The sequence below is a fragment of the Wolbachia endosymbiont (group B) of Episyrphus balteatus genome, assembly GCF_947250575.1.
In the GTDB taxonomy this organism is placed as follows: Bacteria; Pseudomonadota; Alphaproteobacteria; order Rickettsiales; family Anaplasmataceae; genus Wolbachia.
In genome coordinates this window covers 552771-577481 of sequence record NZ_OX366325.1, presented here as the reverse complement: position 1 = coordinate 577481, position 24711 = coordinate 552771, and the positions used below count along the sequence as shown (strand labels likewise).

Here is a 24711-nt window from a genome sequence, read left to right as displayed (position 1 = left end):
ATATAATAACATATAGCTTGAATTAAGGTAGAAATTATGGTTGGGCTTAGAAAACGGAAATTACCAAATGGTTTTGACAGTATTGAAAATGCTAAAGGACGCAAGACTTCAGAGAGTAATGTAGAAAAAGAACCTTCTAATAACCAAGTAGTTAAATATGATACTGCAGGTGATGGCAATTGCTTTTTTCATGCAGTGTTTGGTGATAACAGTTCTGGTACATATAAAGCTGAAAGAGCGCAAGATATGAGAATGGAATGGCACAAATTTTTAAGTCGATTTACGTCTTTAGATGATCCAAGTATGCCAGCTCCTTTAAAGGATCAGCTAGAAAAGGTTTTTAATATGTTTTTTAATAAGCCAGGGGATTTAACTGGCAAGTCTGATAAAATAAAGGGTCTGGTTAAGCAAACAAATAGGAAAATTGAAAATGCTGAAGGTAATGTGAAGAGGTTAGTAAGTAGAGCTGTTAGCAAATTTAATATATCGCATAATCAAGCTGTGCTTAATCTAAGTGAATATGCAGAGGCTCTTGATGGCATTGGTGAGAGTGACTATAATGCCGAATATAACAGTGATTTTATTACACGCTCATTTCTTGACAAGCCTGAACTCTATCAATCCTATCTAGAAGCAATAGAAAGTAAAAGTTATTTTCCTTTTATTGAAGAAATTCAATTATTAGCTTCTTTAGCTAACATTGAAATTAATGTCCATTGTAAAGTTAGCGGCAGAGAGAAACAACAAAAGTTTGAACCAAATCCTGAAATGATAAACAATGATCAACTAAATCAGATGTTTAATCGTGAGAGTTATAAATTAAATGACGAGTTATGGGGTAGTAAAGAGAGAGAAACAATATATCTTGAAGGAAATCATTACTCTAGGGCTAAAATTGTAACTCAAGAGTTAATAAAACAGCAGCAGGAGCAAGAAGACTTTCTATTAGCAAAACAACTTCAGATAGATGAAATTTTGGAATATTGTGATCTTTCAAAGGATATCTCTGAGAGAGTAGAGATTGAGAGGGAGTTTGATGAGTTATTGGCAAAAAATGCTGATGGAAAAATTGGTGATGTTATAGGGCAGTGCATTAATGATGTACAGCAACGTATAAAATGCCTTGAGGAGCCAGTCTTATCAAGAAGGTGCAGTGTGGAAGAAGCACGTGTAGAAAAAACATTTTATCAACAACAAGTACCACAACCTGTAAGATAAGTCTTCAGAGTCTAGTGTGCCGTAGAGACACAAGGAATGTTCAAGTAAGAGCAAACTAAGTGCAAAAGCTACGCAATAGATGGGGGTGGGCCCCTCGGAGCCGGCTTACAAGAGCAGGCTTCAAACAACCATAAGCTGCTTTGGTAAAAAGCTAAGGTAGTGAGCGTTATGGAAAAGGCGCAAATATGCGTCATGTGTAAAATAGAGAGATGAATGAAAATGAACCACTGATAAAGTGTCGAAAGGAATTGGATGATGTCAAAACCAGGGGTTAGACTTAACCTGGGATAAATCTATCGGGAGCTTGTTTACTGGATAGATGGCGTCCGGCATAGAGGTGGCATGAATCTATTTTGGGCTATTGCGTGGAACTGCGGGAACCTGTCGTTTCGATGATAAGGGAGAAATCCAAGGAGCTGATCTCTGAGGATGAGAGTACCGATGCGGAAAACAGGGGCGGATCAGCTCGTAGTAGTGAAGAAGTTTCTGTAATGGAAATGGAGCGAAGGAGCTGAGTTATTTAGTTTTAGTTATTTATCAACCGAAAGGGAGGAGTTAATGAATAAAACAAAGTCTTTTGATATACCAAAGCAACTTATTTGGAGAGCTTATAAACAAGTATCGAAAAATAGAGGTGCTGCTGGTGTAGATGGGGTTTCGATAACAAAGTTTGAGGAAAATCTAAAAGATAATCTATACAAACTATGGAATCGTATGACATCCGGAAGTTATTTTCCAGAGCCTGTAAAAGCTGTAGCAATACCGAAAGATATGGGAGGAGGACAAAGAATTTTATGTGTTCCTTCAGTATCAGATAGGATAGCGCAAACAGCAGCAACAATGTATCTCGAACCGTTAGTGGAGCCAAAATTCCATGAGGATTCATATGGTTATAGATCGAATAAATCAGCATTGGATGCGGTAGATACAGCGCGTAAGAGATGCTGGAAGTACGATTGGGTGGTAGACCTTGATATATCAGGGTTCTTCGACAATCTGGATCACGACTTAGCACTTCAGGCTATCAAGAAACACACAGACTGCAAATGGGTCATACTATATGTTGAAAGGTGGATGAAATCCCCTATACAACTTGCAGATGGCAGTAAAGTAGTTAGGGATAAAGGAGTTCCGCAAGGAGGTTCAGTTAGCCCAATCATCTCTAATATATTCATGCATCATGTGTTTGATATATGGATGAAAAAGAACTATCCGACGGTACCATTTGAGAGATATGTGGACGATGCGATAGTGCACTGCAGAACAGAGAAACAGACAAGATTTGTGAAAGTAATGATCGAAGAAAGATTGGCTGAGTATAGGTTGAAATTACATCCTAAAAAGACACAGATAGTGTACTGTAAGGATGACAATAGGAGAGATGAATTTCCTAAACAAAGTTTTGATTTTCTGGGTTACACATTCAGACCCAGGTTAGCAAGAAATAAAATAGGGAAGCATTTTGTTTCATTTCTCCCAGCAATTAGCAACAAGGCCAAGAAAAAGATTACTACAACCATAAGATCATGGAAAATGCTACGAAATACGCATATAACATTAGAGGAGATATCAGGAAAAGTAAATCCAATAGTCAGAGGCTGGTATCAGTACTATGGCAAATTTTACAGAACTGAGGTCTACAAATCTCTAAAGAATGTAGAGCGGCATCTAGAAAAGTGGGTCAAAAGGAAATATAAGAGACTCAGGAGTCACGGAAGACTAGCAAGACAATTTCTAGGAAAGGTGAGAGATAGGTCTCCAAATATTTTCTATCATTGGACACTAGGTTTAGGGTCAAAAAGGCTAAATAATGGGAGCTGTATAAGCTGAGAGGTTTATGTACAGTTCTGCGAGAGACTGGTAGGGGAAGTTCCACTGGTCTACTCTCCCTCTCCCTCTCCTATACTTCTATAGGGGGGCATTCTATAATAAAAGCCATGCTCATTTTTAACCACTGCTTAATAAGAATAAAGTCTTAGCAAAACAAACACAAGAACAATAGGATTTCTTGCTTGCAAAGCAACTCCAAGATCGGGAGGAAAAAGACTTTTTCCTTGCAAGGCAACTTCAAGAGCAACCCTCACGCACAATCCCTTAACCCAAATGGAGGAAGTAAAAATAGAAGATCAGCAGCAACAAATACTTATAAAATAATAACTCTATGGTTAATGTGCGAGATTTAATTAAAAAATGTTGTCATTCGAGTAGCTGACACTGGGCTCCAATGTCAATTACTCGGATAACAAAAAAACACAGGCTTCACATGCATCTGCAGTACTGTATTAGTCTACTATCTTCATTCCCACAACATTATACCCTGAATCAACATGTAAAATTTCTCCAGTTGTACCACTACTCAGGTCGCTTAATAAGTATAGTGCTGCCTTGCCAACATCTTCTATTGTAACATTGCGTCTAAGTGGAGAATTACTTCTATTCCATTCCGATATGGAGTGAAAGTCACTTATTCCAGAAGATGCCAAAGTTCTGATTGGACCAGCAGAAATTGCATTTACTCTGATGTTCTGTGGTCCGAGATCACATGCTATATATTTTACACTTGCTTCAAGTGCTGCTTTACATAAACCCATCACATTATAATTTGGCATAACTTTTTCAGCACCATAGTAGGATAAAGTAAGTAAACTACCGCCATTTAACATCATTTTTTCCGCTCTTTGCGCTAAAGCAGTAAAAGAATAGCACGATATATGCATTGCATTAATAAAGTTGTTTAGTGAAGTATTGACATATTTACCATTTAGCTCATTTTTATCGGAGAATGCTATTGCATGTACCAAAAAATCAATAGCACCCCACTTCTCCTTTATTTCCTTAAAAGCATTATCTATAGTTTCCTCATTTGAAACATTACAGTGCAATATTAACTCTACATTTAATTCACTTGCTATTGGTAATAATTTCTCTTTTATTGTTTCATTTTGATAAGTGATTGCAAGCTCAGCTCCATGTTCTGAGAGGGTCTGTGCTATACCATATGCTATTGACCTTTTATTTATTATTCCGGTTATTAACCCTTTTTTGCCCTGCAATATCATAGAATTATTTGCCTTTTTTATAATTTGAAATATTAACTAGGCAAAGTCAATTATGTTTTAACTGTAGCTAACGTATAAAAAAGGTTCTGTCGCATCTATAAACCATAGGAAAGAAGATCATTAAAGGTGGGATTATAGGAGTTATTAACATAGCAAAATTCTCAAAAGTAGAAACATTATTTTAATAATTTGTCTTTTTTGAATCATACGAATATTTTCGGTTCTGTCGCATTTGTAGGGAAGTAGAAAGAAGAATGATATAATTGTCTAAAAAAAAAGCAAAGATGTTTCGTATCAATCAAAAATTGTTGCCATATTTCAAAGGATTTAGCTTTTCAGCGGATGTTATCTGTATACATGAAATGTCGATTCTCTTTGAGCTATCGAGATTTGGAAGAAATGATGAGTATAAGGGGAGCAAAATGCTACGTTACAAAGGTGGGTTATCACCACTGATAGATGAGGCAGTAAGGAAAAGAAAGAAGCAGGTTGGTAGTAGTTGGAGAGACTTACATTAAATTAAACGGTAAATGGGTTTATTTATATACTGTAGACTTGTGTGTTAGTAGAGACAAGTCTGCAGCACTTGCATTCTTTCGTAAAGCTTTCAGGAGTAACTATCTTCCTGAGAAAATTGTAATTGATAAAAGCGGCAGTAATACTGCTGCTCTTGATGATTTGAATGCAGAAATTTCTGAAGATTATAGCTCTTCTTATAATAGTCCGAACGGAGGTAAAAACGTCTTTATAGCTATTATAAGCCAAGAGGCCAGCAGTATGTTATTATGACCTGTTCGGATTATTGTGAGAAGAGCTATACAGTTCTTCAAATAAAATATCTAAATAATATTGTTGATAGATTTATCAAAAAACTAATAAAGCCAATGCTTGGGTTTAAAAGCTTCCATTCCGCAAAGATTACCATCACAGGCATAGAAAATATTCGTATGATTCAAAAAAGACAAATTATTAAAATAATGTTTCTACTTTTGAGAATTTTGCTATGTTAATAACTCCTATAATCCCACCTTTAATGATCTTCTTTCCTATGGTTTATAGATGCGACAGAACCGTTGGTAAACATGAAAGCGCTTTACAACGTTTTTTATGTGAAAGCCAATGTCAGCTACTCAAATGATACCATTTGTTATAAACTCACTTTTACTCTATGGTCTTGTCGATATCCTGAACAGATACAATATTTTTTATTTATAAAATGAAGTAACTACTTATCGTAAAGTTGATCTATAGATATAATACTACCATTTGATGACTTTTCAGCACATTTCTCACTTTCATATTCTTTATCAGAATCAACGCTAAATACTAAAGTATCTCCTGAAATTTTATCATGAAACTCACTAATAGCAAAAAACGGTACAGTGACTTGTTCTTGTTTTCCACGAAAGCTCAAACTGACGCTAAACTTATCTTCAAGAACTTTTAGACCAAAAAATTGATGCTGTAATATAATAAGCATTTGAGTAGGGTATGATTCTTTCAAGTAGTCTGGTATGACAACACCATTAAAGCGCGTAAAAAACAGTATCTCTAAGTGAGGAGTAAAAACATTATCTAATATAGTATTCAAAGCCTTTTTGATAACTTGAAATTTAGCATAACTAATCGACTTCTGATAATCTGTTTTATCCATATAACCCTTACATGTTTGGGGGAACTTCTGTTACCCGGCGTTCCCTAAACCGTGCTTATAGCAATGAAGTTATAGTGCCTAAATTAAGCAGCTAATGCAACATTGTCTTCAGCAGCAAAGTTATCGTTTGCATCTAAATTGTGAACTCTTAGCGGTGGTATCTAACCGAGCAAAGCTACCATCTTTACTATGCATGTCGATCCTTACTCGCCCCCGTATCAATCAAAAAATATGGTGGAGGCGCCGAGTACTGCCCTCGGGTCCAATACACCTATTACAAGGTAATTTTATTGCCATAGTGTATAAAAAATACACATGCTTATTATACAGTAGTATTGAATAAATGTCAAGTTATTGAACTCCAAATTGATTGGCAACTAAAAAACTAATATAAAAATTACTTCGCCTATTTATCTAATCTTAGTATACTCACAGTAGAGGTATTTTTAGAGCTCAAAATCTATCTTCGTCTGCAGACTTTTCTATCAAATAATCAAACTCAGTAAAAATGTAGCGTATCTTCTTCAGCGCACATGGGTGCACACATATGCTTAATCTCTGTCGTATGTGCGTTACATTTTTTCTGTTCTTTATTAATAAATATGGGGGATTCTATGCCTAATTCTTAACAAAAAACTACTCAAATGCTTTTGTAGCTATTGAATTTCTGAGTTCAAGAAAGCAAGAGACAGTGTGAGAAATGGCACAAGCCGAAAAAAAGATAAGTTGTGGAACAAAAAATGCAGACAACTGTGGAAAATTACCCACTGGAATCCAGACTTTGATTGTCAAATAAAAAATTCACATCTTAAAAGGATCATATACATTAATTTCCTTAATTTTCACTTTTTCATTTAATAATCTTAAGATGGGCTGTAAATCATCGTCGATTGATAAGCACAGTACTTCTCTATCAAGATAATTGGCTAAATGATTCTTCTTCTCAAGAATTTCTGTTTCTTCCAATAAGTCACATTTATTTAACACTACAATTTCCTCTTTTTCAACAAGATCGCTATTGTAAAGCTTCAGTTCATTATGCGTACAATTATAAGCTGAAATAATGTCATCGTGAGTTACATCAATTAAATGCAGTAAAATTTTGCACCTTTCTATGTGCTTTAAAAATTTGTGTCCGAGCCCAACTCCAAGATGAGCATCAGCGATTATTCCAGGAATATCTGCTATTACAATTTCGCTATAATCCACTTTTGCTACACCTAAATGTGGTCTTATAGTAGTAAATTCATAATCGCCTACTTTCGTATCAGAATTTGAGCAGCGGGTTAAAAATTTAGATTTACCTGCATTTGGCATACCAATAATGCCAACATCAGATAAAACTTTTAGCTTCAATATTATATTTCTTTCTTCGCCAGGCTGACCATGGGTAAAATGTCTTGGTGCCCTATTGGTAGCAGATTTAAAATTGGTATTCCCAAGTCCACCTTTTCCACCTTGCACTACTTGAAATTCGATGTCGGGTTTATCAAGATCTACTATCACTTCCTCACTTTCTTCATCGATTATTTGTGTACCAACTGGAACTTTAAGTATAATATCTTTTCCTGCTGTGCCAGATCTATCTCTACTCGTACCACTTTTTCCATTACTCGCTTTAATGTGTCTTCGACAACGAAAATTAAGCAAAGTGTTGAGATTTGCATCACTGATGAAAATTATGTCTCCTCCCCTGCCACCATTACCACCGTTTGGACCACCAAATTCAACGAATTTTTCTCGACGAAAACTCGCGCAACCATCGCCACCATCACCTGCTTTTAAATATAATTTAACTTCGTCTATGAAATCCATGCTAACCCGCGATAATATTTAGCATTTTCTCCTAATGAACTTTCTATTCTCATCAATTCATTATACTTTGCAAGCCTATCAGAACGCGACAGCGAGCCAGTCTTTATTTGCCCACAATTCGACGCAACTGATATGTGGGATATCGTTGTATCTTCTGTTTCACCTGAGCGGTGAGAAATAATAGCCCTATAGCCATTTGATTTTGCCATTTCAATAGCAGCAAAAGTTTCCGTAAGTGTTCCTATCTGGTTTGGCTTGATTAGTACAGCATTTGCCATTTTCTCCTCTATTCCTTTACTTATTAGTTCACAATTTGTAACAAATAAATCATCCCCGACTAATTGAATTTTACTTCCCAATTTTGCAGTAAGTAATTTCCAACCTTCATAGTCGTCTTCATTCATTGCATCTTCTATAGAAATTATTGGATATTTGCCTACAAGGTCAAAATAATACTGAACCAATTCCTCTGAAGTGAGTTCTCTGTTTTCAAATTTGTAAACTCTATTTTCATAAAAAGTAGATGAAGCAACATCAAGACCCAGTGCAAAGTGATTTTTCATCGAATAACCAGCAGATTCTACAGCCTGAATTATCAGATTAAGAGCTTCTTCAGTGCTACCAATGTCTGGTGCAAAACCACCTTCATCTCCTACGTTTGTGCTATAACCTTTTTTCTTAAGAATGCTGCGCAAGTTATGAAATACCTCTGCAGATATTCTTATTGCTTCACTGAAAGTTTCAGCACCAACAGGAAGAATCATAAATTCTTGAAAATCGAGTTTATTATCCGCATGTACTCCACCATTAATGACGTTAATTAGCGGAACTGGCATCTGCTCTTCCCCTACTCCCAAATACTTATATAACGGCATTTTAAAGCTGTTTGCTGCTGCTTTTGCAACAGCAAGAGACACACCCAAAGTTGCATTTGCTCCAAGTTTAGATTTATTTTTTGTTCCATCTAGTTCAATTAAAACTTTATCAATTGCACTCTGGTTTGCTGCATCCATGCCAATGATTTTATTTGCTATCACTTCACTCACAGATTGAACAGCTTTCAGCACTCCTTTACCACAATACCTTTTTTCATCTTGATCTCTCAGCTCCAATGCTTCTAGTTTACCGGTCGAAGCCCCAGAAGGGACAGCGGCTCTACCTGTTGCTCCATCACATAGTTCTATTTCTACCTCAATTGTTGGGTAACCCCTGCTATCTAAAATTTCTCTTGCAAATACACTGCTGATCGTCTTTTTCATCATGCTAAACCTCCACTAGATTCACAATTGTGTTCACGTTCGGGAAATGTCACCCCAGCGCTGTAACATTTCAGTGTACGAACATTGTAACCTACAGATAAACAGATAATTTGAGTAGCAGATGGTGTCATTCCAGTGCTTGACACTGGAATCCAGTTTTTATTATACAGCCACTTATTTAAAGTTAAGTCTTCTGGATCCCAGTGTCTGGGCACTGGGATGACACCATTCTTAATGGAAGCTATCCCCATATCACAATGTCTGTACAGTTGTTTGCCTAGACACTGGGATCCAGTTTTACTACACAATTTTATCATATAAATCACCAATGCTTAAGTTTATTTTACTAGCAGCAGCTTTGCAGCTTCTCTTGCTAGTTTAGCTATATTACTACCAGCACCAATAAATAATACTACATCTCCTGAACTTGTCGAATTACTAATAAAATGTGAAATGAGTAAAGCATCATTCATAATCTTCACATCATTAAACCCATTACTGATCAAGGCTTTTTGTATATCATCAATTCCACAGCCAGGAATAGGCTTATCTTCTGGAGGATGGACAGGAGTAAGAATTACATAATCAAACATCATGAAAATTCGTACGAACTCATCAAAAAAATTACGAACACGAGCAAAACGAAGCGGCTCGATAATTCCTGTTACCTTTCTTTTAGCAATCGAACGTGCTGCTGCCAGGGTTGCCTGTATTTCATTTGGGTGGTGAGCATAATCCTCAATTAACTTAACACCTTTAATATCGGCAATTAAAGAAAATCTCCTTGCTACTCCTTTAAATTCCAAAAGACCTTTTTTAATCTCTTCATCACTAATTCCAAGTTTCACTGCAACTGATATTGCAGCCAGGGCATTGCTAACTTTATGCATTCCTATTGCATTTGATAGCACTACATTCTTTATAATTCTGGTACAAGGTTGAATATCTTCTTTTTGTCTTTCGAGAGCGAGTTCTTTTAATCGAAACACTATATGTACATTATCATCATCAATTTCAATGCGTTGAACTAATTTTCTAATTATATTAAGTTTAGTCTCCCAATCTGCCTCTGATAAATCACACTTTTCCTTCGTTATGTGCTCTCTTACCATCTTAACTTCTTCCCATACTACCTCTTCTAGTATATCCGCGCGTATTGATTTGCTGTTACATTCACCAAAACGTTTTCCAGGACAACGATAGTAACTTCTTCCTCCCTTAGCATTACTCATTCCATAATAAACGGATTTGCAACACTGACATATCACTAACCCTTGTAATAAGTATTTTCTTCCACTTTGTTGCATTTTTTCTATTTGTAGCTTTTCTTTTTCCACACTGTATCTCTACGACTTATATATATTTTGCCTATAGTAAAATACGCACATAATGAGCCAAATCAAGGAAAGTGCAAACCAAGTAATTGCGTATTCAAGATGCTTTATTGGCTGTATAGTCAATTTGCCACCAAAATTATCTTGCCACAATATACATTTCTCTAGCTTAATACCTAGATCATTGGAGATTTCTTCTGTACTTAAGGTAAACCATGTATTTGAAGCAATATCATTTTTGATAAACCAATTTTTGCTACCATCACAATACAAAACGCCATCAGCAGCTACTTTTTCAATTTTTGCTTTTTCTTCTTTTTTTTCTCTGACTATTCCTTTATTTATTAACATGTAATGTCCATTGATAAGCAACATAGGAGACAGCACATGATAGCCACGTTGACCTGCGAAAACATATAGTTCTATATCACTTAAAATTCCGTCGATTTTAACGTTTCTGTAGTTAAACTTTGAAAGATTATCACTAGGCAGTAGATGAATAACTGGAAGATCCATATTTTTGATAATATTATTCTTCCAGCTCAATCTAAATAACTGCCATAACCCGAGTGAAAAAAGAAGTAAAAAAGGTATAATGAAAATAAATACTGTTTTTCTTAACACTCTATATTTGTGTTCTCAAGTAATTTTCAATACCCATAAGCTCAATAAGGTCAATCTGTTCTTTGATCCAATGTAAGTGCTCTTCCTCATTTTTCAGTAGTCCTTCTAATAACATTACACTCACGAAATCCTTTTCTTTTTCAGCAACGGAAATTGCCTCTTTGATGCCCTTAATACCTTCTTCTTCTAAGTTAGAATTATCTTCTAAGATTTTCTGCATTGTATCTTTTGTGAACTTTCCTTCATACTTTGAGATTTTATTTGTATCTTGAAAATTTGGCATGCCCTTAAGCAGTAAAATTCTTTCTGCTAGCCTATTTGCATGCTCAAGTTCTTCATTAAGCTCGTTTTTCATCTTTTCTGCAAGTTTATTAATTCCGCTATCTTTAAGAATCGCAAAATGCAAAAGATACTGGCGTACAGAAGTCAGCTCATTTGTAAGTAATTTATTTAAATGTTCTACTATTTCTTTATTCACAACCTTTCTTTAGCTAATATACCAATGTAATCTACATAACAATCAAGGCAACATCAATTCATTTTTCTCACAACAATCGTATCAAATAGCACATCATGAAATGCTTGTTTCCTCTGAGAGAAGCAAGCAACTAAATACCAACTGAAGGTAAGCATCACTATAATCACTTCTAGTGTACTTAAAGCATTTACTGATGTTTGAAAAAGTTTGATAAAGGTGATAATTGAATTATTTAGCATAGGAAGAAAAAACTGAGAGATAGTGCGATCAAATGCTAAGCTCAAACCTATTTTAGAACTATCTAAAGTGATAGTATATATATTCATTAACTGTTGACCAGGAGTTGCTTGAGCTGTTGAAGATATAAAATATGTAAAGTAGCCACAATTTATACACATGTATGACAGGTGTAAAATTAATGGAAAATCCCCTAATGACAACACAATTAGTAAGGTTGGAATTAATAAAATTGCTACATCTATTAAATATGCGCAAAAGCGCCTGTGTACACTAGCGATCTCTGTCATTACCACCTATCTTTCAAATACTTTACTATGAATTCTGTAAGTTTATTAAAATGTTGAAAATATAACAAATCTTCATAACCTCTTATTGATTGTCCGTATACAATAGGTAAGCAATTTGCATTTTGTGCACATAGAATGTCTGTGATGCTGTCACCAACAAAAAACACATTTTCTCTATTTACAGGTAGCGTACTCTCCTCTAGTGCAAATAGCAGTGGAGTTGCAGATGGCTTATCTTCTGCAGTATCACATGATCCAACTATTCTTTCAAAGTAAGAATCTAGTTTAAAGTAGGCAACTTCTTGACGTAAATTAGTATTTTTCTTATTGCTAACTATCGCTAGGTAAATATTGTGGCTTTTCAGTGTCTGCAGCATTTTCTCTACTCCTTCATTCAGAGTAATATTTTGTAACAATGCATTATCTAGGTATTTTTGATATATCTGATTCGCTTTTTTCCACTGATCACCAAACAAATTGACCATGTAGCTCTTTCTTGATTCATGAGAATTTCTATCAACAACTTTACTGCCAGATCCCATCAAATCTAAAGTATGCTTAATGGCATTAGAAATATTATCTTGAGTATCAACTAAGGTATTATCCCAATCGAATACTACCGCTAATCGGCTATTTTTCATTTTTATATTGTGACGTATTTTAAACTAATAAGTAAATAATATTTTGATGATAAAGCTTCTATGTTAATCATTTTTACATAGTAACCTAATACACTGGTTATATTATATGGTTCTGTCGCATCTATAAACCATAGGAAAGAAGATCATTAAAGGTGGGATTATAGGAGTTATTAACATAGCAAAATTCTCAAAAGTAGAAACATTATTTTAATAATTTGTCTTTTTTGAATCATACGAATATTTTCTATGCCTGTGATGGTAATCTTTGCGGAATGGAAGCTTTTAAACCCAAGCATTGGCTTTATTAGTTTTTTGATAAATCTATCAACAATATTATTTAGATATTTTATTTGAAGAACTGTATAGCTCTTCTCACAATAATCCGAACAGGTCATAATAACATACTGCTGGCCTCTTGGCTTATAATAGCTATAAAGACGTTTTTACCTCCGTTCGGACTATTATAAGAAGAGCTATAATCTTCAGAAATTTCTGCATTCAAATCATCAAGAGCAGCAGTATTACTGCCGCTTTTATCAATTACAATTTTCTCAGGAAGATAGTTACTCCTGAAAGCTTTACGAAAGAATGCAAGTGCTGCAGACTTGTCTCTACTAACACACAAGTCTACAGTATATAAATAAACCCATTTACCGTTTAATTTAATGTAAGTCTCTCCAACTACTACCAACCTGCTTCTTTCTTTTCCTTACTGCCTCATCTATCAGTGGTGATAACCCACCTTTGTAACGTAGCATTTTGCTCCCCTTATACTCATCATTTCTTCCAAATCTCGATAGCTCAAAGAGAATCGACATTTCATGTATACAGATAACATCCGCTGAAAAGCTAAATCCTTTGAAATATGGCAACAATTTTTGATTGATACGAAACATCTTTGCTTTTTTTTTAGACAATTATATCATTCTTCTTTCTACTTCCCTACAAATGCGACAGAACCCTAAAAAAGAAGTAATACATATAATCGGTATAGGTGGAATTGGAATGAGCGCAATTGCTGAAATTCTTCATAATTCCAGTTATAAAATTCAAGGCAGTGATACGCGATCAAACGACAATATAGATAGGTTACAAAAATTAGGTATAGAGGTCTATATTGGTCACGATGCAAGTAGTATTAGACAAGCTCAAATAGTTGTACATTCTTCCGCAATAAAACCTGATAATGTGGAGCTAGTTGCAGCAAGAAATAACAATAAAACAGTTTTGCATAGGTCAGACATGCTGGCTAAAATTATGAAAGGTAAATATGTGATAGCGGTTTCTGGTTCAAGTGGCAAGACAACAACAACAGCTATGATTGCTTCCATTTTTGATCATTCTGGTACTGATGCTACTGTAATTGTGGGAGGAGTATTAAACTCCTATCAGAGTAATTCAAAACTTGGCAAGAGTGACATTTTTTTAATCGAGGCTGATGAGTCTGATGGAACTATGTTAAAAATTCCTGCAAATATTGCTGTTGTAACAAGTATTAATGACGACCATATAGACCATTACGGTACATTTAACGAAATCAAAAATGCATTTTCTCGATTTGTAAACAACGCGGATTTTGCGGTTTTACCTGATTCTGCAAGCGTCAATTATGATGAGAATAATTCTATAACGTTTGGGTTTGGGAATGATAAGATTAGAGCTAGCAACGTCAAACAACACAATAATAGCATAGAATTTGATGTATTGATTAGTATAAACGAAAATAACTGGATTCCATTGTCAACTACTCAAATAGTTGATAGGGATGGGATAAAAGCAGCTCTTGATTCGTCACTTCAATGCTTGAAACGGGACTCTCGTTTCAATGTTGAACAAAATACTATAGAACTCAAGAAGACAATCCCTAGAAAATCTCTACATCCCAAAAAAAGTAAATCGTACTAATGCTATTTGAACGAACTAGCGCAAAAGTAAGCTAAATTTTTTAAGGTACAAAAATAGCAAGAAACAGTTGTTTGAAAAAAATTGGAATTTGATTGGATTGCTGAAATTTGGCTCTCAAACTTTAGACGCATGAGCAAGATAATACTCTTTAACTAATATAGATTAGGTGATTTGGAAGAGATACATCTAGAGCAGCTGGCAAAGTTACAATACATATTACCGCAATAACTAGAAATGAGAAGGATCTATATGGTGATTATAGATTTTTCCAGATCTTGAAAACAATAAATAGACAGTAAATTAGAACTACTGCAAAAAAAACAAGAATAGCTACACTGGTTGCTTGACCATCGTAAACGTAGCTTGTTAAGCCGATAAAAATAGCCATGATAGAAGCTCTAATAAATGAAATTGCAGAAGAAGTTGTGCCTTTCATTTCAGGGAAAACGTTTATTGATGAGTTAAAAACCACTGGCTGGCATATTGCACAACCAATAGAAAAAATAATCATAGATAGTGTTACCAAGTAAAAAGAATGGGGCATGATTACACTGAGTATTACAAGCAATAGAGATCCGATAGCACCCACGCTCGTACCAGAAATTACACACCATGCTGCTCCAAATTTTTTTAGGATCTTAATGGCAAATAGGCTAATTAGTGAGAAGGACCCAACTATTGCACCTTGATGTAGTGCATAAATAGTGCTGGATAAGCCAAAAGTTTCCATATACAAAAAAGGTCCGCAAGTAATGAATGACATATAAGCAGCAGAGAAGAGGCTCTGCTGCAAAGACAGAACCATAAATTTTGAACTCGATAATAATTTTCTGTAATCTTTCATCATTTTTTTCAAACTGAAAATATCGCGGTCCTTTTTTGTTTCTGGTAACAGAAAAAGCAGTAAAATCCAAGAGATCAAACAAAGTATTGCAACAGTTGCATAATTACCACGCCACCCTACAGCACCATTGATAAAACTTCCTAAAACAGGTGCAATTGCCATGACAACTGTAAGAACAGAATTCATGATTCCAATAAATTTTACTGCTTTGTCGCCTTGATAGCTATCTGCAATTATGGCAAACACAACTACAGACGTGCTGACACCAATACCCTGAACAAAGCGAGAAATTAAAAGCCAAAAAATCGACGGTGCAAAAACACAACCAACAGCGCCGACGAGTAGCAAAGTATTACCTATGATCATCATTCTCCTTCTACCATAACACTCGGATAATGGACCAAAAAACAACCCTCCTATGCAAAAGCCTAAAAAATTATAAGCAATAGTTAATTGAATTGTGCCTTCTGATACGTTAAAATAGTGCACCATATCAGGAAAACTGGGTACGGAAATGTCAATTTCAATGAACTTAGCAATTAGAGACAGGATTAACAGAAATGGTAGTAACATTTGAGATTTTCAATTAATGAATAAGAATATCACATTTAAAGCGTTGAAAGAAGGACATTTTTTACTGTTATTAAAATGGTTAGAAACACCTCACGTAAAGCTATGGTGGGATGCGGATATAAATTGGACACCAGAGTTAATTGAGAAAAAATATAGCAATTATGTCAAAGGATTCAAACGTTTAAAACTTAAGACACAAATTATTGAAAAACCAATGCATGCATTCATTATTAATTGTGACGGAGTTGATATTGGTTATATTCAATACTATAACAAACATGATTTTCCACCTGAGCAGGGCTACGATACTTCTGAGCTTCCAGAAAGCTGTGCTGCTATAGACTGGTATATCGGAGAGCTGGATTATGTGGGCAAAGGCATTGGTTTACAAGCTTTGAATATATTTTTAAACGAATTTGTCTTTAAAGTTTATGAGAATGCCTTTGTCGACCCAGGTATAGCAAATGTTTGTGCAATCCGTGTTTACGAAAAAGTTGGCTTTAAAAAAATTATGGAAAGTAATAGTGCGATTTTAATGATTAAGGCAAGAATTCCTGAGAACCATTCAAGATGAGTGTTTTTTCAACAATCTACCTAAATTACTACAAGTGGTTTATAAAAATATACAAGGAGCTTTATACAAACTTAACATAATTTAATCATAAAAATATCATTATTAAGTCCTATATAAGAACAAATTTTGGCACTCAGTGAATCTTTTTTTAACTAACTATGAACTTGATTAATTGGAAAATAAATTTTACTTACTTTTACAATACCTTAAAATCTAATATCACTTTATCAGCAAAGATATCACAATAGGCTAGTATGTTCTTTACTCTTTTCCTCAAAATATTACCTATTTACATTACAATACTTATTGGTTACTTAGCAGGAAGATATCTTAAAATTGATAGAAATACTATATCTCAAATACTCTTTTATATAGCTAATCCAATAGTGATTTTATACGGAGTATCTCATACAGAAGTTAATTTAAAAGTAATTTCTCTGCCGATTTTGATATGGTTTATAGGTAGTACTATGTCCTTATCAGTGTATTATCTTTCTTCTTTTTTATTTAAGGACAACACGAGAAACATATTAGCGTTTAGCTCGGGCAGCACAAGTATGGGTTATTTTGGTCTACCGATTGCCATGGCTTTATTTGATGAAGATTCAGTGTCTGTGTATGTTGTCTGTTACATAGGAATGGCACTATTTGAAAATAGTTTGGGATTTTATATAGCTGCAAATGGTATCTATACTGCAAAAGAATGCGTATTAAAGTTACTCAAACTTCCCTCATTATATGCAATGATTCTAGGTTTCTTTTTAAGTATATATGATATACAAATACCCACTTTTTTGACAGATGTTATGATAAATATCAGAAGTACATTTATCACATTAGGAATGGTGCTGCTTGGAGTAAGTATTGCACAAATTACAAATTTTAAAGTAGATTGGAAGCTTGCCTTGACCACTATTGTAGCAAAGTACATATTCTGGCCGTCATTTGTTTTGGGAATTGTCTTGCTAGACAAGCATGTTACAGGTATATACGATGAAAGCATCTATAAAGCACTGATGTTACTGGCTATTATTCCGATTTCTGGATCCAGTATAATACTTGCTAATATTTTAAATTACCAACCAGATAAAGCTACTTTATTGCTCCTAATTAGTACTGCAGTGGGACTATTTTATGTTCCACTTATAATATCATTATTTTTTACTAAACTTGTCCCTTTTTGATCAAAAATTTAAGCGCTAGCCTATTCACAAAACTTGAATTTAGACTAGACTTCTTGGATAATCATAAAAGAAACTAATCCTTTTTTCCTCTCCTTTCTTATTTTTTTACACAGAATAGGAAGTTATCAATTGATGGAATTTTCGCAATAATGTCAATAGCAGTAAGATTTCCTACACCTTTTAGCAGGTCTATAGTTGAATTTGGATGTTCTATGAGCAGCAACAAATAAATGTAACTTGCCTTTTTCTATATGATGCTATTAACCGAATAGGTATTCGCTTGACATTTCCATATCTTTGTTATCATTAGTAATACTAAAGGGAAAACTAAACTTAATAAGATTTGGAAGCATATTGTTGTTCTATGATTCACGTAATGCTGCTATGCCTTCGTTGCAGACGTTGTCATAAAGTAAATTAAATTCTTTAATATTTGAAAAACTACCACCCCTTAGCGCACTCATTAATATTATTTCACTTTCAACATCAATATCATTAGAAATTAAATCAAGTTTAATAAGATTTGGAAAGTTACCATTCTTTAACATTTAGTGATTGCTATTGAGCCTTCTGCGCCAATAATGCTAGAAGTTAATTTACACTCAGTAATATTTGGAAGATTAATATTCTCTAATGCTTCATTTAAAACTTCTCCGCACTGAGCATCAATATAACAATTAGATAAAGTCAAGCTTGTAATATTTTGCTTTTTCTGTAAAAAGTTTACTAGCTTTTCCATATATACATATAGATTATTTAACTCTAAGGTGTTACTATTAACATATTGATTAAAGTCAACTTCCATGGTTTCTGTAAGTTATAGAGCTGCTAATTATAGCATAAATTTAAATAATTGTCAACCTTATGAACAACTAACTTTACTTCTTTTTAACCTGATACCTATGCTTTGTTTCAAATTTCCATCAAAAAGTAACATTACCCCCTCCAGTCAACCTTTCTGCTTCATTTCGTGAAATCAATGCCTCAATAAATTCATCTAGTTCACCTTCTTTTATAATCTGTTCTAGTCGATGTGAAGTGAGATTAATTCTATGATCTGTTATTCTTGATTGTGGAAAGTTATAAGTTCTTATACGTTCAGAGCGATCTCCAGAACCAATTTGGCTTTTCCTCATTGTTGACCTTTCCATTTCTTTTTTTTGTCTTTCAATTTCGTATAGCCTTCCTCTCAACACTTTGAGCGCTTTAGCCTTATTTTTGTGCTGCGATTTTTCATCTTGCTGTATTACAACTATCCCTGTTGGCAAGTGGGTGACCCTTACTGCGCTGTCAGTTGTATTCACTGATTGCCCTCCAGGACCACTGGATCTATAAACATCTATGCGTAAATCTTTTTCTTCTATTTCAAAGTCAACCTCTTCTACTTCAGGTAATATTGCAACAGTAGCTGCGGAAGTGTGCAATCTTCCTGAGGATTCAGTTTCTGGCACTCTTTGTACTCTGTGCACCCCTGACTCAAATTTCAGTCTTGCAAAAACTTCTGTTCCATTAATGAGTGCAGAAGCTTCCTTATAGCCACCTATACCTGTATTAGAAATACTTATTGGCTCAAACTTCCAATTTCTTCTTTCTGCATATTTTTGATACATATGAAATAACATCGCTGCAAATAATGCTGCTTCTTCTCCGCCTGTGCCTGCTCTAATTTCTAATATTGCATTTCTTGAGTCATCTTCATCTTTGGGTAATAATGCCAACTTTAGTTTTGCTTTTACTTTCGGTAATAGTATCTTTTGCTTCTCAAGAAGTTCTTCTTTTGCTAACTCTTTTATATCACCATCGCTGTTCTCATCTTTCATGATTTCTTCTAAATCTGAAATTTCCTCTTTTAATATATTATATTCATCGATTATCTCGATAATTGGTCTGAGTTCAGAGTATTCCTTTGAAAAACTAACGAATTCTTTTTGACTCAAATTGGTAGGGTTTTCCAGATTTCTCTCTACATCAGAAAACTTTTTTTTTAAGTCTTGTAAATTATTCTCTATATCCATATAGTACAGGTCTAGTTTTCAGCTGTTTAAGTAAGTAATATATACTGAAATAAAAAATTTCTTATATCAAGCAATAACACTATAATTGTCTCGAATATTTCTACCTAAGTATAATGGCAAAACAGATAACATCAATCTGCAGCTTCATATTTGGAGCTTCAGACAAAAAATCATTACCAGATGAGTCGGCTCCAGAGATTGCATTTGCTGGTAGATCAAACGTAGGAAAATCAAGTTTAATCAACTTGCTGATAAACAGCAAAAAAGCTGCAAGAGTTTCTTCTAAACCTGGATGCACTAGACAAATAAATTTTTACTCTATGTACAATGATAAGTTTAGGATTGTCGACCTACCGGGTTATGGCTATTCTTGTGCAAGCAAGGAAGAAGCAGTACAATACTTAAACCTAATTGAGTACTATCTAATTCACAGGAGAAATCTAAAAAGAGTGTTTGTGCTTATAGATAGCAAGGTAGGATTAAAAGAAATAGACAAAGACTTTGTTTATTGGTTAATATGTAATAATATTAACTTTAATATTGTGCTAACAAAAATAGATAAAGTGAATCAGGAAAGTCTAGATGCTATTCTAGAAAATACTCAAAAGTGGGTTAATAATGAACATGTATCAATTCATCAAATAAGCATTCGTGTTAAGCATAAAATCACCAAGGTAAGAGATGAGTTTTTCAAATTTACAAGATAAAAAAATGAAAAGTGATGAATCTTTAAATGGTAAGATGCCATTGAAGGAAAAAACAGAAATATTATTTGAAGTTCTGTCTAACATACCTAAATTTGTAGGCGAAACTTTTATCATCAAATGCAGCAGTGTAATAATCTCAGATGAAACGCTGCTTAGTGCTTTTGCGCATAATGTTGTTCTGTTGAAACAGCTTGGTATAAATCCGGTGGTAGTTCATGACGGAGAATATGAAATTAACTTAGTGTTAAAAATGCTAGGTATGAATGATAAGTTTATAAATGGTGTCAGACTTACAGACAAAAGCACTATGAAAATCATTGAAATGGCACTGTGTGGTTCAATTAATAAAAAAATTGTTCAGCATATAAATTCTGCTGGTGGTTCAGCTATTGGACTATGTGGAAAAGATGGCAACCTCATAAAAGCTGAAAAGATAAGCACTACGCTTAGGGAAAATAGATTAAATAATATTGAAAAAATACTAGACATGGGATTTATCGGTAGACCAACTGAAATCAATCCTGATATATTATTCTTTATTGAAGAATCAGATTCTATACCAGTTATTGCACCTATCGGTTATGGAAAAAATGGAGAAACATATCATATTGATACTGATAGCACTGCAAGTGCAATTGCACTTGCAGTTTACGCATCTAAAATGATAATCTTGAGTGATACAGATGAAGAAATAAACAAAGTTGGCAATGGAAGAGTCTTGATTAAAAATTTAAAAGAATCGATTGATTGTGGAAAAATTAAAGGAGAAAAATTTGTTGAAAGGCTTATGTCATATACTAAAATGGTAGAAGAATGTGCAGGGGTTGTTCACATAGTTGATGGTAGAGTACCTAACATTATACTTGATTTATTTACTGAGAATAATTCAGGTATATCAATAATGGATGATTAATAGCTGTACTGCTTATAACCATATGAACATTGAAAATTTGGGAATAGCTTATGTCAAATTCCTATTCTCTTTTCCAGTTTTTTAGGTTTTTTTTTCTTGCAAGCATAATAGTTTCGTATACATAATGAAAGCAAATGGTATTTTTAGCTTGATAACAGAGGAAAATAAAGAGGGCTTGGGTGTAACACTCAAATAATGATTTACCTTATGGATACCGCTAGAAAAGTTGACTAAGGTATACAATTCTCTCTGCGTCAAGTTACTCAAGATATCGAATCTACAAACGCTTTGGATTGAGTGTGTTTGATCAATTTGAGTGCTTTAAATGAAAGGCGAAAATTGAGCATACTACGCCTCTGTACACAGTATCTTTAATGCAAATGCCCATGTGATTCCATAGATAATCTCTGTTTTTTTATTTTATCTGTCCATTTATCATTCTCTATATCTTGTTTGTTGGTTGCTCTTTTTTCTTGCTCAACAATTGCCTTATCTATCTTCTGATGAATTGCATCAATTGCATTAATTGCATTTTTTTCTTTGTATACTTCGCTTTTTCCTTCAACAATTAAATTGGTAAAAATATTTACAACAAACTGCACTTGATTATGATTAACCTGACCTTTTATCGAAGAAGGTAAAGAGTTTAATTCCATCAATACTTCTGATGCTGTTTTATCTTGAGTGGAAAGCCCTAAATTATCTGCTACTTCACTTATTAATAACTCTCTGTTTTCTTTATTATCTTCCAATTTAGTATAATCACGCAGTAGATCCATAACTGCAGATACTCTGACTTCAATAATATCATCAACATCTTCACCTACTAGAGCAACTCCTGATTCCAATAACTTCTCTCTGAGGTTTTTGCTTAAAAGATTAATAAATTCTTCATTTGCATCTGATCCTATGGTTGATATCGTACCATCTAAATAGTTATTTACTTTGATTTGAGTACCTAAGTCATGCTCTATTTGTATTTTTGTCTCATATTTAAATCCTAGTTCTGCACAGAATTTCTGAAAATATTCTTTAATAATGTCAAACAAGCTCTTGCCATTATCTTTATAGTTTTTTAGCTCTTCAGGAATAGTAAGTGATAACTTACCTTCTTTATATATTATACCATTTTTGCTATCTTGAGATTCAAGTGTGAATTCTAATGAGCTGGATAGGTCACATATTTTCTCTTTCGGATTGTTAAGCGTGGTTATAGGCATTGCCATATCAGACTTCACTTTTATGTGGTTGTGATCAGTGCAGTAAATGTTTAGCGCTTTTTTAGGACTATGTGGAATCAAGCTACAACTACTGAGTGCTGCATGAGATTCATTAAATATACCAGCTTCATACCCTGCTTGATTACAATTGGTGACTAGCTCTTCTAAAATAGCATTACTTGGAACTTCTGCCCCAGCGTACCTGAACATTTCCTTGAAAATTTCCTTTGCTAATGCACGGTAATCTTTTTTGGAGAATAGATGATAAGAGCTTCTCCCTGCGTTATAAAATCTCTCAAATTCCTTTCTATATTCATCAATTTTTTTTTCATCAGCAACTGTAGGGCTATTACAATGATTTTCCCAAACTTCAGATAGTCTATCTTGATCAAGCTCCTTAAGTGCTGGTTCCATAAAAGCTTTACCTTCTTCAGAGAGGTTATCAAAATTATCACGGTTAAAAATCTCATTTTTATAATCTTTAGCTCCTTCCTTAAATGCAATAATAAAATTTTTATCTATTTCTTTTTCATTAATAATAAAATTCATTCTTTGAAAATCTAAGAACATTGTTTCACCGGAATTCGCTAATTTATTATCTTGATCTGCTCTTAATTTACTAAAATTGAATTCTTTAGCTGTGGCCTTTAATCTAACTACCGGACTCTTCTTTGCCTCTTTCATAATTAACACCTTACTATAAATATGCTGTAAGTTGTACCATATAATGATGAATAATTTTATAATATATAAAAAAGTCGATAGTCTATTTCTTTATTTTAGGGATATAGGAAAGGCGTAGATTTCTCTTTTCATTTGTAGCATGCTGCATTAATATTTACGTATTAATCTAGAAAATAGTGATGAATAATATTGTAATTGTTGGTCTGCAATGGGGTGACGAAGGCAAGGGTAAAATAGTAGATTATCTTTCTGAGAATGCAGATGTAGTTGTGAGATTTCAGGGAGGAAATAATGCAGGGCACACTATAGTAATAGATGATGAGGTTTATAAATTAAATTTACTGCCCTCTGCTGTTTTGAGAGCGGACAAAATATCTATTATAGGAAACGGTGTTGCTCTTGATTCACATGCTCTAGTCTCAGAAATAGAGTCATTGAAAGTTAAAGGAGTGGACGTAAACTATAACAACTTGATGGTATCCGAGAGCTGTCCATTAATACTTAGCGTACATAAGGACAAGGAAAAGCTATTTGAAGATTTAAACGGAAATCACAAAATTGGTACAACAAACAAAGGGATAGGGCCATGTTATGAAGATAAAGTTGGCAGGAGAGCTATACGCCTTTGTGACTTAGAAAACACAGATGAGCTGAATCAAAGAGTGGATGCTCTCCTGAGTTACCATAATGCTATCAGAAAAGGACTTAACTACCAGGTAGTTAAAAAAGAAGAAATATTAAAGGAAATTCAAGAGATTTCAGAAAAAATTCTTTTATATAAAAAACCTGTGTGGAAGATATTAAATGATTTTATGAAAGAAGGTAAGAAAATAATATTTGAAGGCGCTCAAGGCGCATTTTTAGATATCGACCACGGAACTTACCCTTTTGTTACTTCAAGTAATACCGTAGCATCGCAAGCGATAACAGGCTCAGGATTATCCTACAATGCTCACATTATTGGTGTAGCAAAAGCGTATACAACAAGAGTGGGTAATGGTCCATTTCCTACTGAACAAAATAACGAGATTGGAGACAGCTTATTTTCTATAGGTAAGGAACTTGGAACAGTAAGCAATAGAAGAAGGCGCTGCGGATGGTTTGACGCAGTTTTAGTGCGCCAGGCCGTACAACTCTCTGGAGTTTCAAGCATTGTATTAACCAAATTAGATATTCTTGATTCTTTTGATACTATTAAAATAGGCACTGGTTATAAGTATGGCGGAAAAATGTATGATTATTTACCCGCATCACATTCAATACAAAAAGAATTAGAGCCAATATATGAAGAATTTCCTGGTTGGAAAGAGAAAACTCAAGGCAAAAGGTCAGTTAAGGAATTACCTGCAAATTTGATGAAATATGTGAGAAAAATAGAAGAATTAATAGGTGTACCAATTCATCTAATTTCAACTAGTCCCAATAGAGAGGATGTTATTAAGCTTAAAAATCTATGAAAACGTCTTGTTAACTTTTATCTAAT

22 protein-coding genes, 1 other RNA gene and 4 pseudogenes are annotated in these 24711 nt (G+C 34.1%); 10 read left to right on the top strand and 17 right to left on the bottom strand.

All coding sequences use genetic code 11. The features are described 5' to 3' along the window. Positions 1-36: 36 nt before the first annotated feature. The 3 genes from OOL05_RS02825 to ltrA all read left to right on the top strand — a co-directional run bounded on the left by OOL05_RS02825 (position 37) and on the right by ltrA (position 3048). The gene (locus OOL05_RS02825) at positions 37-1218 is read left to right on the top strand and encodes a hypothetical protein (protein ID WP_010406367.1); all 1182 of its coding nucleotides are present in this window, start codon (positions 37-39) and stop codon (positions 1216-1218) included. A 392-nt stretch (positions 1219-1610) separates the two neighbouring features. Continuing rightward, positions 1611-1733, top strand: a complete 123-nt coding sequence (locus OOL05_RS02820) for a hypothetical protein (RefSeq protein WP_255446080.1) — start codon at positions 1611-1613, stop codon at positions 1731-1733. A 43-nt stretch (positions 1734-1776) separates the two neighbouring features. After that, positions 1777-3048 carry a group II intron reverse transcriptase/maturase gene (gene ltrA, locus OOL05_RS02815; protein WP_264377358.1) on the top strand — a complete coding sequence of 424 codons (1272 nt, stop codon included), beginning with the start codon at positions 1777-1779 and terminating at the stop codon, positions 3046-3048. A gap of 452 nt (positions 3049-3500) precedes the next feature. Here the strand turns inward: ltrA and OOL05_RS02810 are convergent, their stop codons facing one another. Continuing rightward, positions 3501-4277 (bottom strand): enoyl-ACP reductase FabI, encoded by a 777-nt coding sequence (locus OOL05_RS02810; protein ID WP_010406361.1) that lies wholly within the window; start codon positions 4275-4277, stop codon positions 3501-3503. Between the two features lie 284 nt (positions 4278-4561). On the opposite strand from OOL05_RS02810, the pseudogene OOL05_RS06780 reads away from it, so the two are divergent. After that, positions 4562-5245 (top strand): annotated as a pseudogene (locus tag OOL05_RS06780) (IS6 family transposase); the annotation flags it as partial. A gap of 257 nt (positions 5246-5502) precedes the next feature. On the opposite strand, the gene OOL05_RS02795 reads toward OOL05_RS06780, so the two are convergent. The 11 genes and pseudogenes from OOL05_RS02795 to OOL05_RS06775 form a co-directional block, all read right to left on the bottom strand. After that, the gene (locus OOL05_RS02795) at positions 5503-5931 is read right to left on the bottom strand and encodes a ClpXP protease specificity-enhancing factor SspB (protein ID WP_264375599.1); all 429 of its coding nucleotides are present in this window, start codon (positions 5929-5931) and stop codon (positions 5503-5505) included. 16 nt (positions 5932-5947) lie between these two features. Next, positions 5948-6285, bottom strand: a transfer-messenger RNA (tmRNA) gene (gene ssrA, locus OOL05_RS02790). Between the two features lie 447 nt (positions 6286-6732). Then, entirely contained in the window at positions 6733-7746 is a 1014-nt protein-coding gene (gene cgtA, locus OOL05_RS02785) for an Obg family GTPase CgtA (RefSeq protein ID WP_264730713.1), read from the bottom strand. Further along, the gene (eno, locus tag OOL05_RS02780; protein WP_064085315.1) at positions 7734-9008 is read right to left on the bottom strand and encodes a phosphopyruvate hydratase; all 1275 of its coding nucleotides are present in this window, start codon (positions 9006-9008) and stop codon (positions 7734-7736) included. The genes cgtA and eno overlap by 13 nt, the downstream gene beginning before the upstream one ends. 66 nt (positions 9009-9074) lie before the next feature. Continuing rightward, positions 9075-9226, bottom strand: a pseudogene (locus OOL05_RS06825) (WPE palindromic element domain-containing protein); the annotation flags it as partial. A gap of 117 nt (positions 9227-9343) precedes the next feature. Then, positions 9344-10342 (bottom strand): recombinase zinc beta ribbon domain-containing protein, encoded by a 999-nt coding sequence (locus OOL05_RS02770; protein ID WP_264730711.1) that lies wholly within the window; start codon positions 10340-10342, stop codon positions 9344-9346. A gap of 9 nt (positions 10343-10351) precedes the next feature. Then, positions 10352-10963 (bottom strand): SURF1 family protein, encoded by a 612-nt coding sequence (locus tag OOL05_RS02765; RefSeq protein WP_052264983.1) that lies wholly within the window; start codon positions 10961-10963, stop codon positions 10352-10354. 1 nt (position 10964) lies between these two features. Next, positions 10965-11441 (bottom strand): bacterioferritin, encoded by a 477-nt coding sequence (bfr, locus tag OOL05_RS02760; protein WP_007302660.1) that lies wholly within the window; start codon positions 11439-11441, stop codon positions 10965-10967. 53 nt (positions 11442-11494) lie between these two features. Further along, complete coding sequence (locus OOL05_RS02755; protein WP_064085312.1) at positions 11495-11968, bottom strand: RDD family protein; 474 nt, start codon at positions 11966-11968, stop codon at positions 11495-11497. Then, positions 11968-12609: an HAD family hydrolase gene (locus tag OOL05_RS02750; RefSeq protein ID WP_010401658.1), complete on the bottom strand. Its 642-nt coding sequence runs from the start codon at positions 12607-12609 to the stop codon at positions 11968-11970. The genes OOL05_RS02755 and OOL05_RS02750 overlap by 1 nt, the downstream gene beginning before the upstream one ends. Before the next feature lie 102 nt (positions 12610-12711). After that, positions 12712-13505, bottom strand: a pseudogene (locus OOL05_RS06775) (IS6 family transposase). Positions 13506-13557: 52 nt separating this feature from the next. Here OOL05_RS06775 and OOL05_RS02735 point away from each other — a divergent pair. Then, positions 13558-14346 (top strand): annotated as a pseudogene (locus OOL05_RS02735) (Mur ligase domain-containing protein); the annotation flags it as partial. A gap of 424 nt (positions 14347-14770) precedes the next feature. Here OOL05_RS02735 and OOL05_RS02730 read toward each other — a convergent pair. Continuing rightward, complete coding sequence (locus tag OOL05_RS02730) at positions 14771-15931, bottom strand: multidrug effflux MFS transporter (RefSeq protein ID WP_264730709.1); 1161 nt, start codon at positions 15929-15931, stop codon at positions 14771-14773. 16 nt (positions 15932-15947) lie between these two features. On the opposite strand from OOL05_RS02730, the gene OOL05_RS02725 reads away from it, so the two are divergent. After that, entirely contained in the window at positions 15948-16505 is a 558-nt protein-coding gene (locus tag OOL05_RS02725; protein WP_264375590.1) for an acetyltransferase, read from the top strand. Positions 16506-16759: 254 nt separating this feature from the next. Continuing rightward, complete coding sequence (locus tag OOL05_RS02720) at positions 16760-17689, top strand: AEC family transporter (RefSeq protein WP_064125222.1); 930 nt, start codon at positions 16760-16762, stop codon at positions 17687-17689. Between the two features lie 362 nt (positions 17690-18051). On the opposite strand, the gene OOL05_RS02715 is transcribed toward OOL05_RS02720, so the two are convergent. The 3 genes from OOL05_RS02715 to prfA all read right to left on the bottom strand — a co-directional run bounded on the left by OOL05_RS02715 (position 18052) and on the right by prfA (position 19704). Then, entirely contained in the window at positions 18052-18237 is a 186-nt protein-coding gene (locus tag OOL05_RS02715) for a hypothetical protein (protein ID WP_264375589.1), read from the bottom strand. Next, a complete protein-coding gene (locus OOL05_RS02710) occupies positions 18231-18494 on the bottom strand; it encodes a hypothetical protein (protein ID WP_264375588.1) in 264 nt (87 codons plus the stop codon). The genes OOL05_RS02715 and OOL05_RS02710 overlap by 7 nt, the downstream gene beginning before the upstream one ends. A 118-nt stretch (positions 18495-18612) precedes the next feature. Beyond that, positions 18613-19704 carry a peptide chain release factor 1 gene (prfA, locus tag OOL05_RS02705; RefSeq protein WP_264730707.1) on the bottom strand — a complete coding sequence of 364 codons (1092 nt, stop codon included), beginning with the start codon at positions 19702-19704 and terminating at the stop codon, positions 18613-18615. A 110-nt stretch (positions 19705-19814) separates the two neighbouring features. Here prfA and yihA point away from each other — a divergent pair, with 110 nt between their 5' ends. Then, positions 19815-20411 (top strand): ribosome biogenesis GTP-binding protein YihA/YsxC, encoded by a 597-nt coding sequence (gene yihA, locus OOL05_RS02700; RefSeq protein ID WP_369800778.1) that lies wholly within the window; start codon positions 19815-19817, stop codon positions 20409-20411. Then, positions 20386-21324, top strand: coding sequence for an acetylglutamate kinase (argB, locus tag OOL05_RS02695; RefSeq protein WP_017531630.1), 939 nt, complete (start codon positions 20386-20388; stop codon positions 21322-21324). Before yihA ends, argB begins: the two co-directional genes overlap by 26 nt. 371 nt (positions 21325-21695) lie before the next feature. Here the strand turns inward: argB and OOL05_RS02690 are convergent, their stop codons facing one another. Next, positions 21696-23228: a hypothetical protein gene (locus tag OOL05_RS02690; RefSeq protein WP_264730705.1), complete on the bottom strand. Its 1533-nt coding sequence runs from the start codon at positions 23226-23228 to the stop codon at positions 21696-21698. A 179-nt stretch (positions 23229-23407) separates the two neighbouring features. Between OOL05_RS02690 and OOL05_RS02685 the strand changes: the two genes are divergently transcribed. After that, positions 23408-24685 carry an adenylosuccinate synthase gene (locus OOL05_RS02685; RefSeq protein WP_010401253.1) on the top strand — a complete coding sequence of 426 codons (1278 nt, stop codon included), beginning with the start codon at positions 23408-23410 and terminating at the stop codon, positions 24683-24685. The last annotated feature ends 26 nt before the right edge of the window (positions 24686-24711 follow it).

Coding starts and splice junctions, on each gene's coding strand:
- OOL05_RS02825 (WP_010406367.1), top strand. CDS start 37: ATGGTTGGGCTTAGAAAACGGAAATTACCAAATGGTTTTGACAGTATT.
- OOL05_RS02820 (WP_255446080.1), top strand. CDS start 1,611: ATGATAAGGGAGAAATCCAAGGAGCTGATCTCTGAGGATGAGAGTACC.
- ltrA (WP_264377358.1), top strand. CDS start 1,777: ATGAATAAAACAAAGTCTTTTGATATACCAAAGCAACTTATTTGGAGA.
- OOL05_RS02810 (WP_010406361.1), bottom strand. CDS start 4,277: ATGATATTGCAGGGCAAAAAAGGGTTAATAACCGGAATAATAAATAAA.
- OOL05_RS02795 (WP_264375599.1), bottom strand. CDS start 5,931: ATGGATAAAACAGATTATCAGAAGTCGATTAGTTATGCTAAATTTCAA.
- cgtA (WP_264730713.1), bottom strand. CDS start 7,746: ATGGATTTCATAGACGAAGTTAAATTATATTTAAAAGCAGGTGATGGT.
- eno (WP_064085315.1), bottom strand. CDS start 9,008: ATGATGAAAAAGACGATCAGCAGTGTATTTGCAAGAGAAATTTTAGAT.
- OOL05_RS02755 (WP_064085312.1), bottom strand. CDS start 11,968: ATGACAGAGATCGCTAGTGTACACAGGCGCTTTTGCGCATATTTAATA.
- OOL05_RS02750 (WP_010401658.1), bottom strand. CDS start 12,609: ATGAAAAATAGCCGATTAGCGGTAGTATTCGATTGGGATAATACCTTA.
- OOL05_RS02730 (WP_264730709.1), bottom strand. CDS start 15,931: ATGTTACTACCATTTCTGTTAATCCTGTCTCTAATTGCTAAGTTCATT.
- OOL05_RS02725 (WP_264375590.1), top strand. CDS start 15,948: ATGAATAAGAATATCACATTTAAAGCGTTGAAAGAAGGACATTTTTTA.
- OOL05_RS02720 (WP_064125222.1), top strand. CDS start 16,760: ATGTTCTTTACTCTTTTCCTCAAAATATTACCTATTTACATTACAATA.
- OOL05_RS02715 (WP_264375589.1), bottom strand. CDS start 18,237: ATGTTAAAGAATGGTAACTTTCCAAATCTTATTAAACTTGATTTAATT.
- OOL05_RS02710 (WP_264375588.1), bottom strand. CDS start 18,494: ATGGAAGTTGACTTTAATCAATATGTTAATAGTAACACCTTAGAGTTA.
- prfA (WP_264730707.1), bottom strand. CDS start 19,704: ATGGATATAGAGAATAATTTACAAGACTTAAAAAAAAAGTTTTCTGAT.
- argB (WP_017531630.1), top strand. CDS start 20,386: ATGAGTTTTTCAAATTTACAAGATAAAAAAATGAAAAGTGATGAATCT.
- OOL05_RS02690 (WP_264730705.1), bottom strand. CDS start 23,228: ATGAAAGAGGCAAAGAAGAGTCCGGTAGTTAGATTAAAGGCCACAGCT.
- OOL05_RS02685 (WP_010401253.1), top strand. CDS start 23,408: ATGAATAATATTGTAATTGTTGGTCTGCAATGGGGTGACGAAGGCAAG.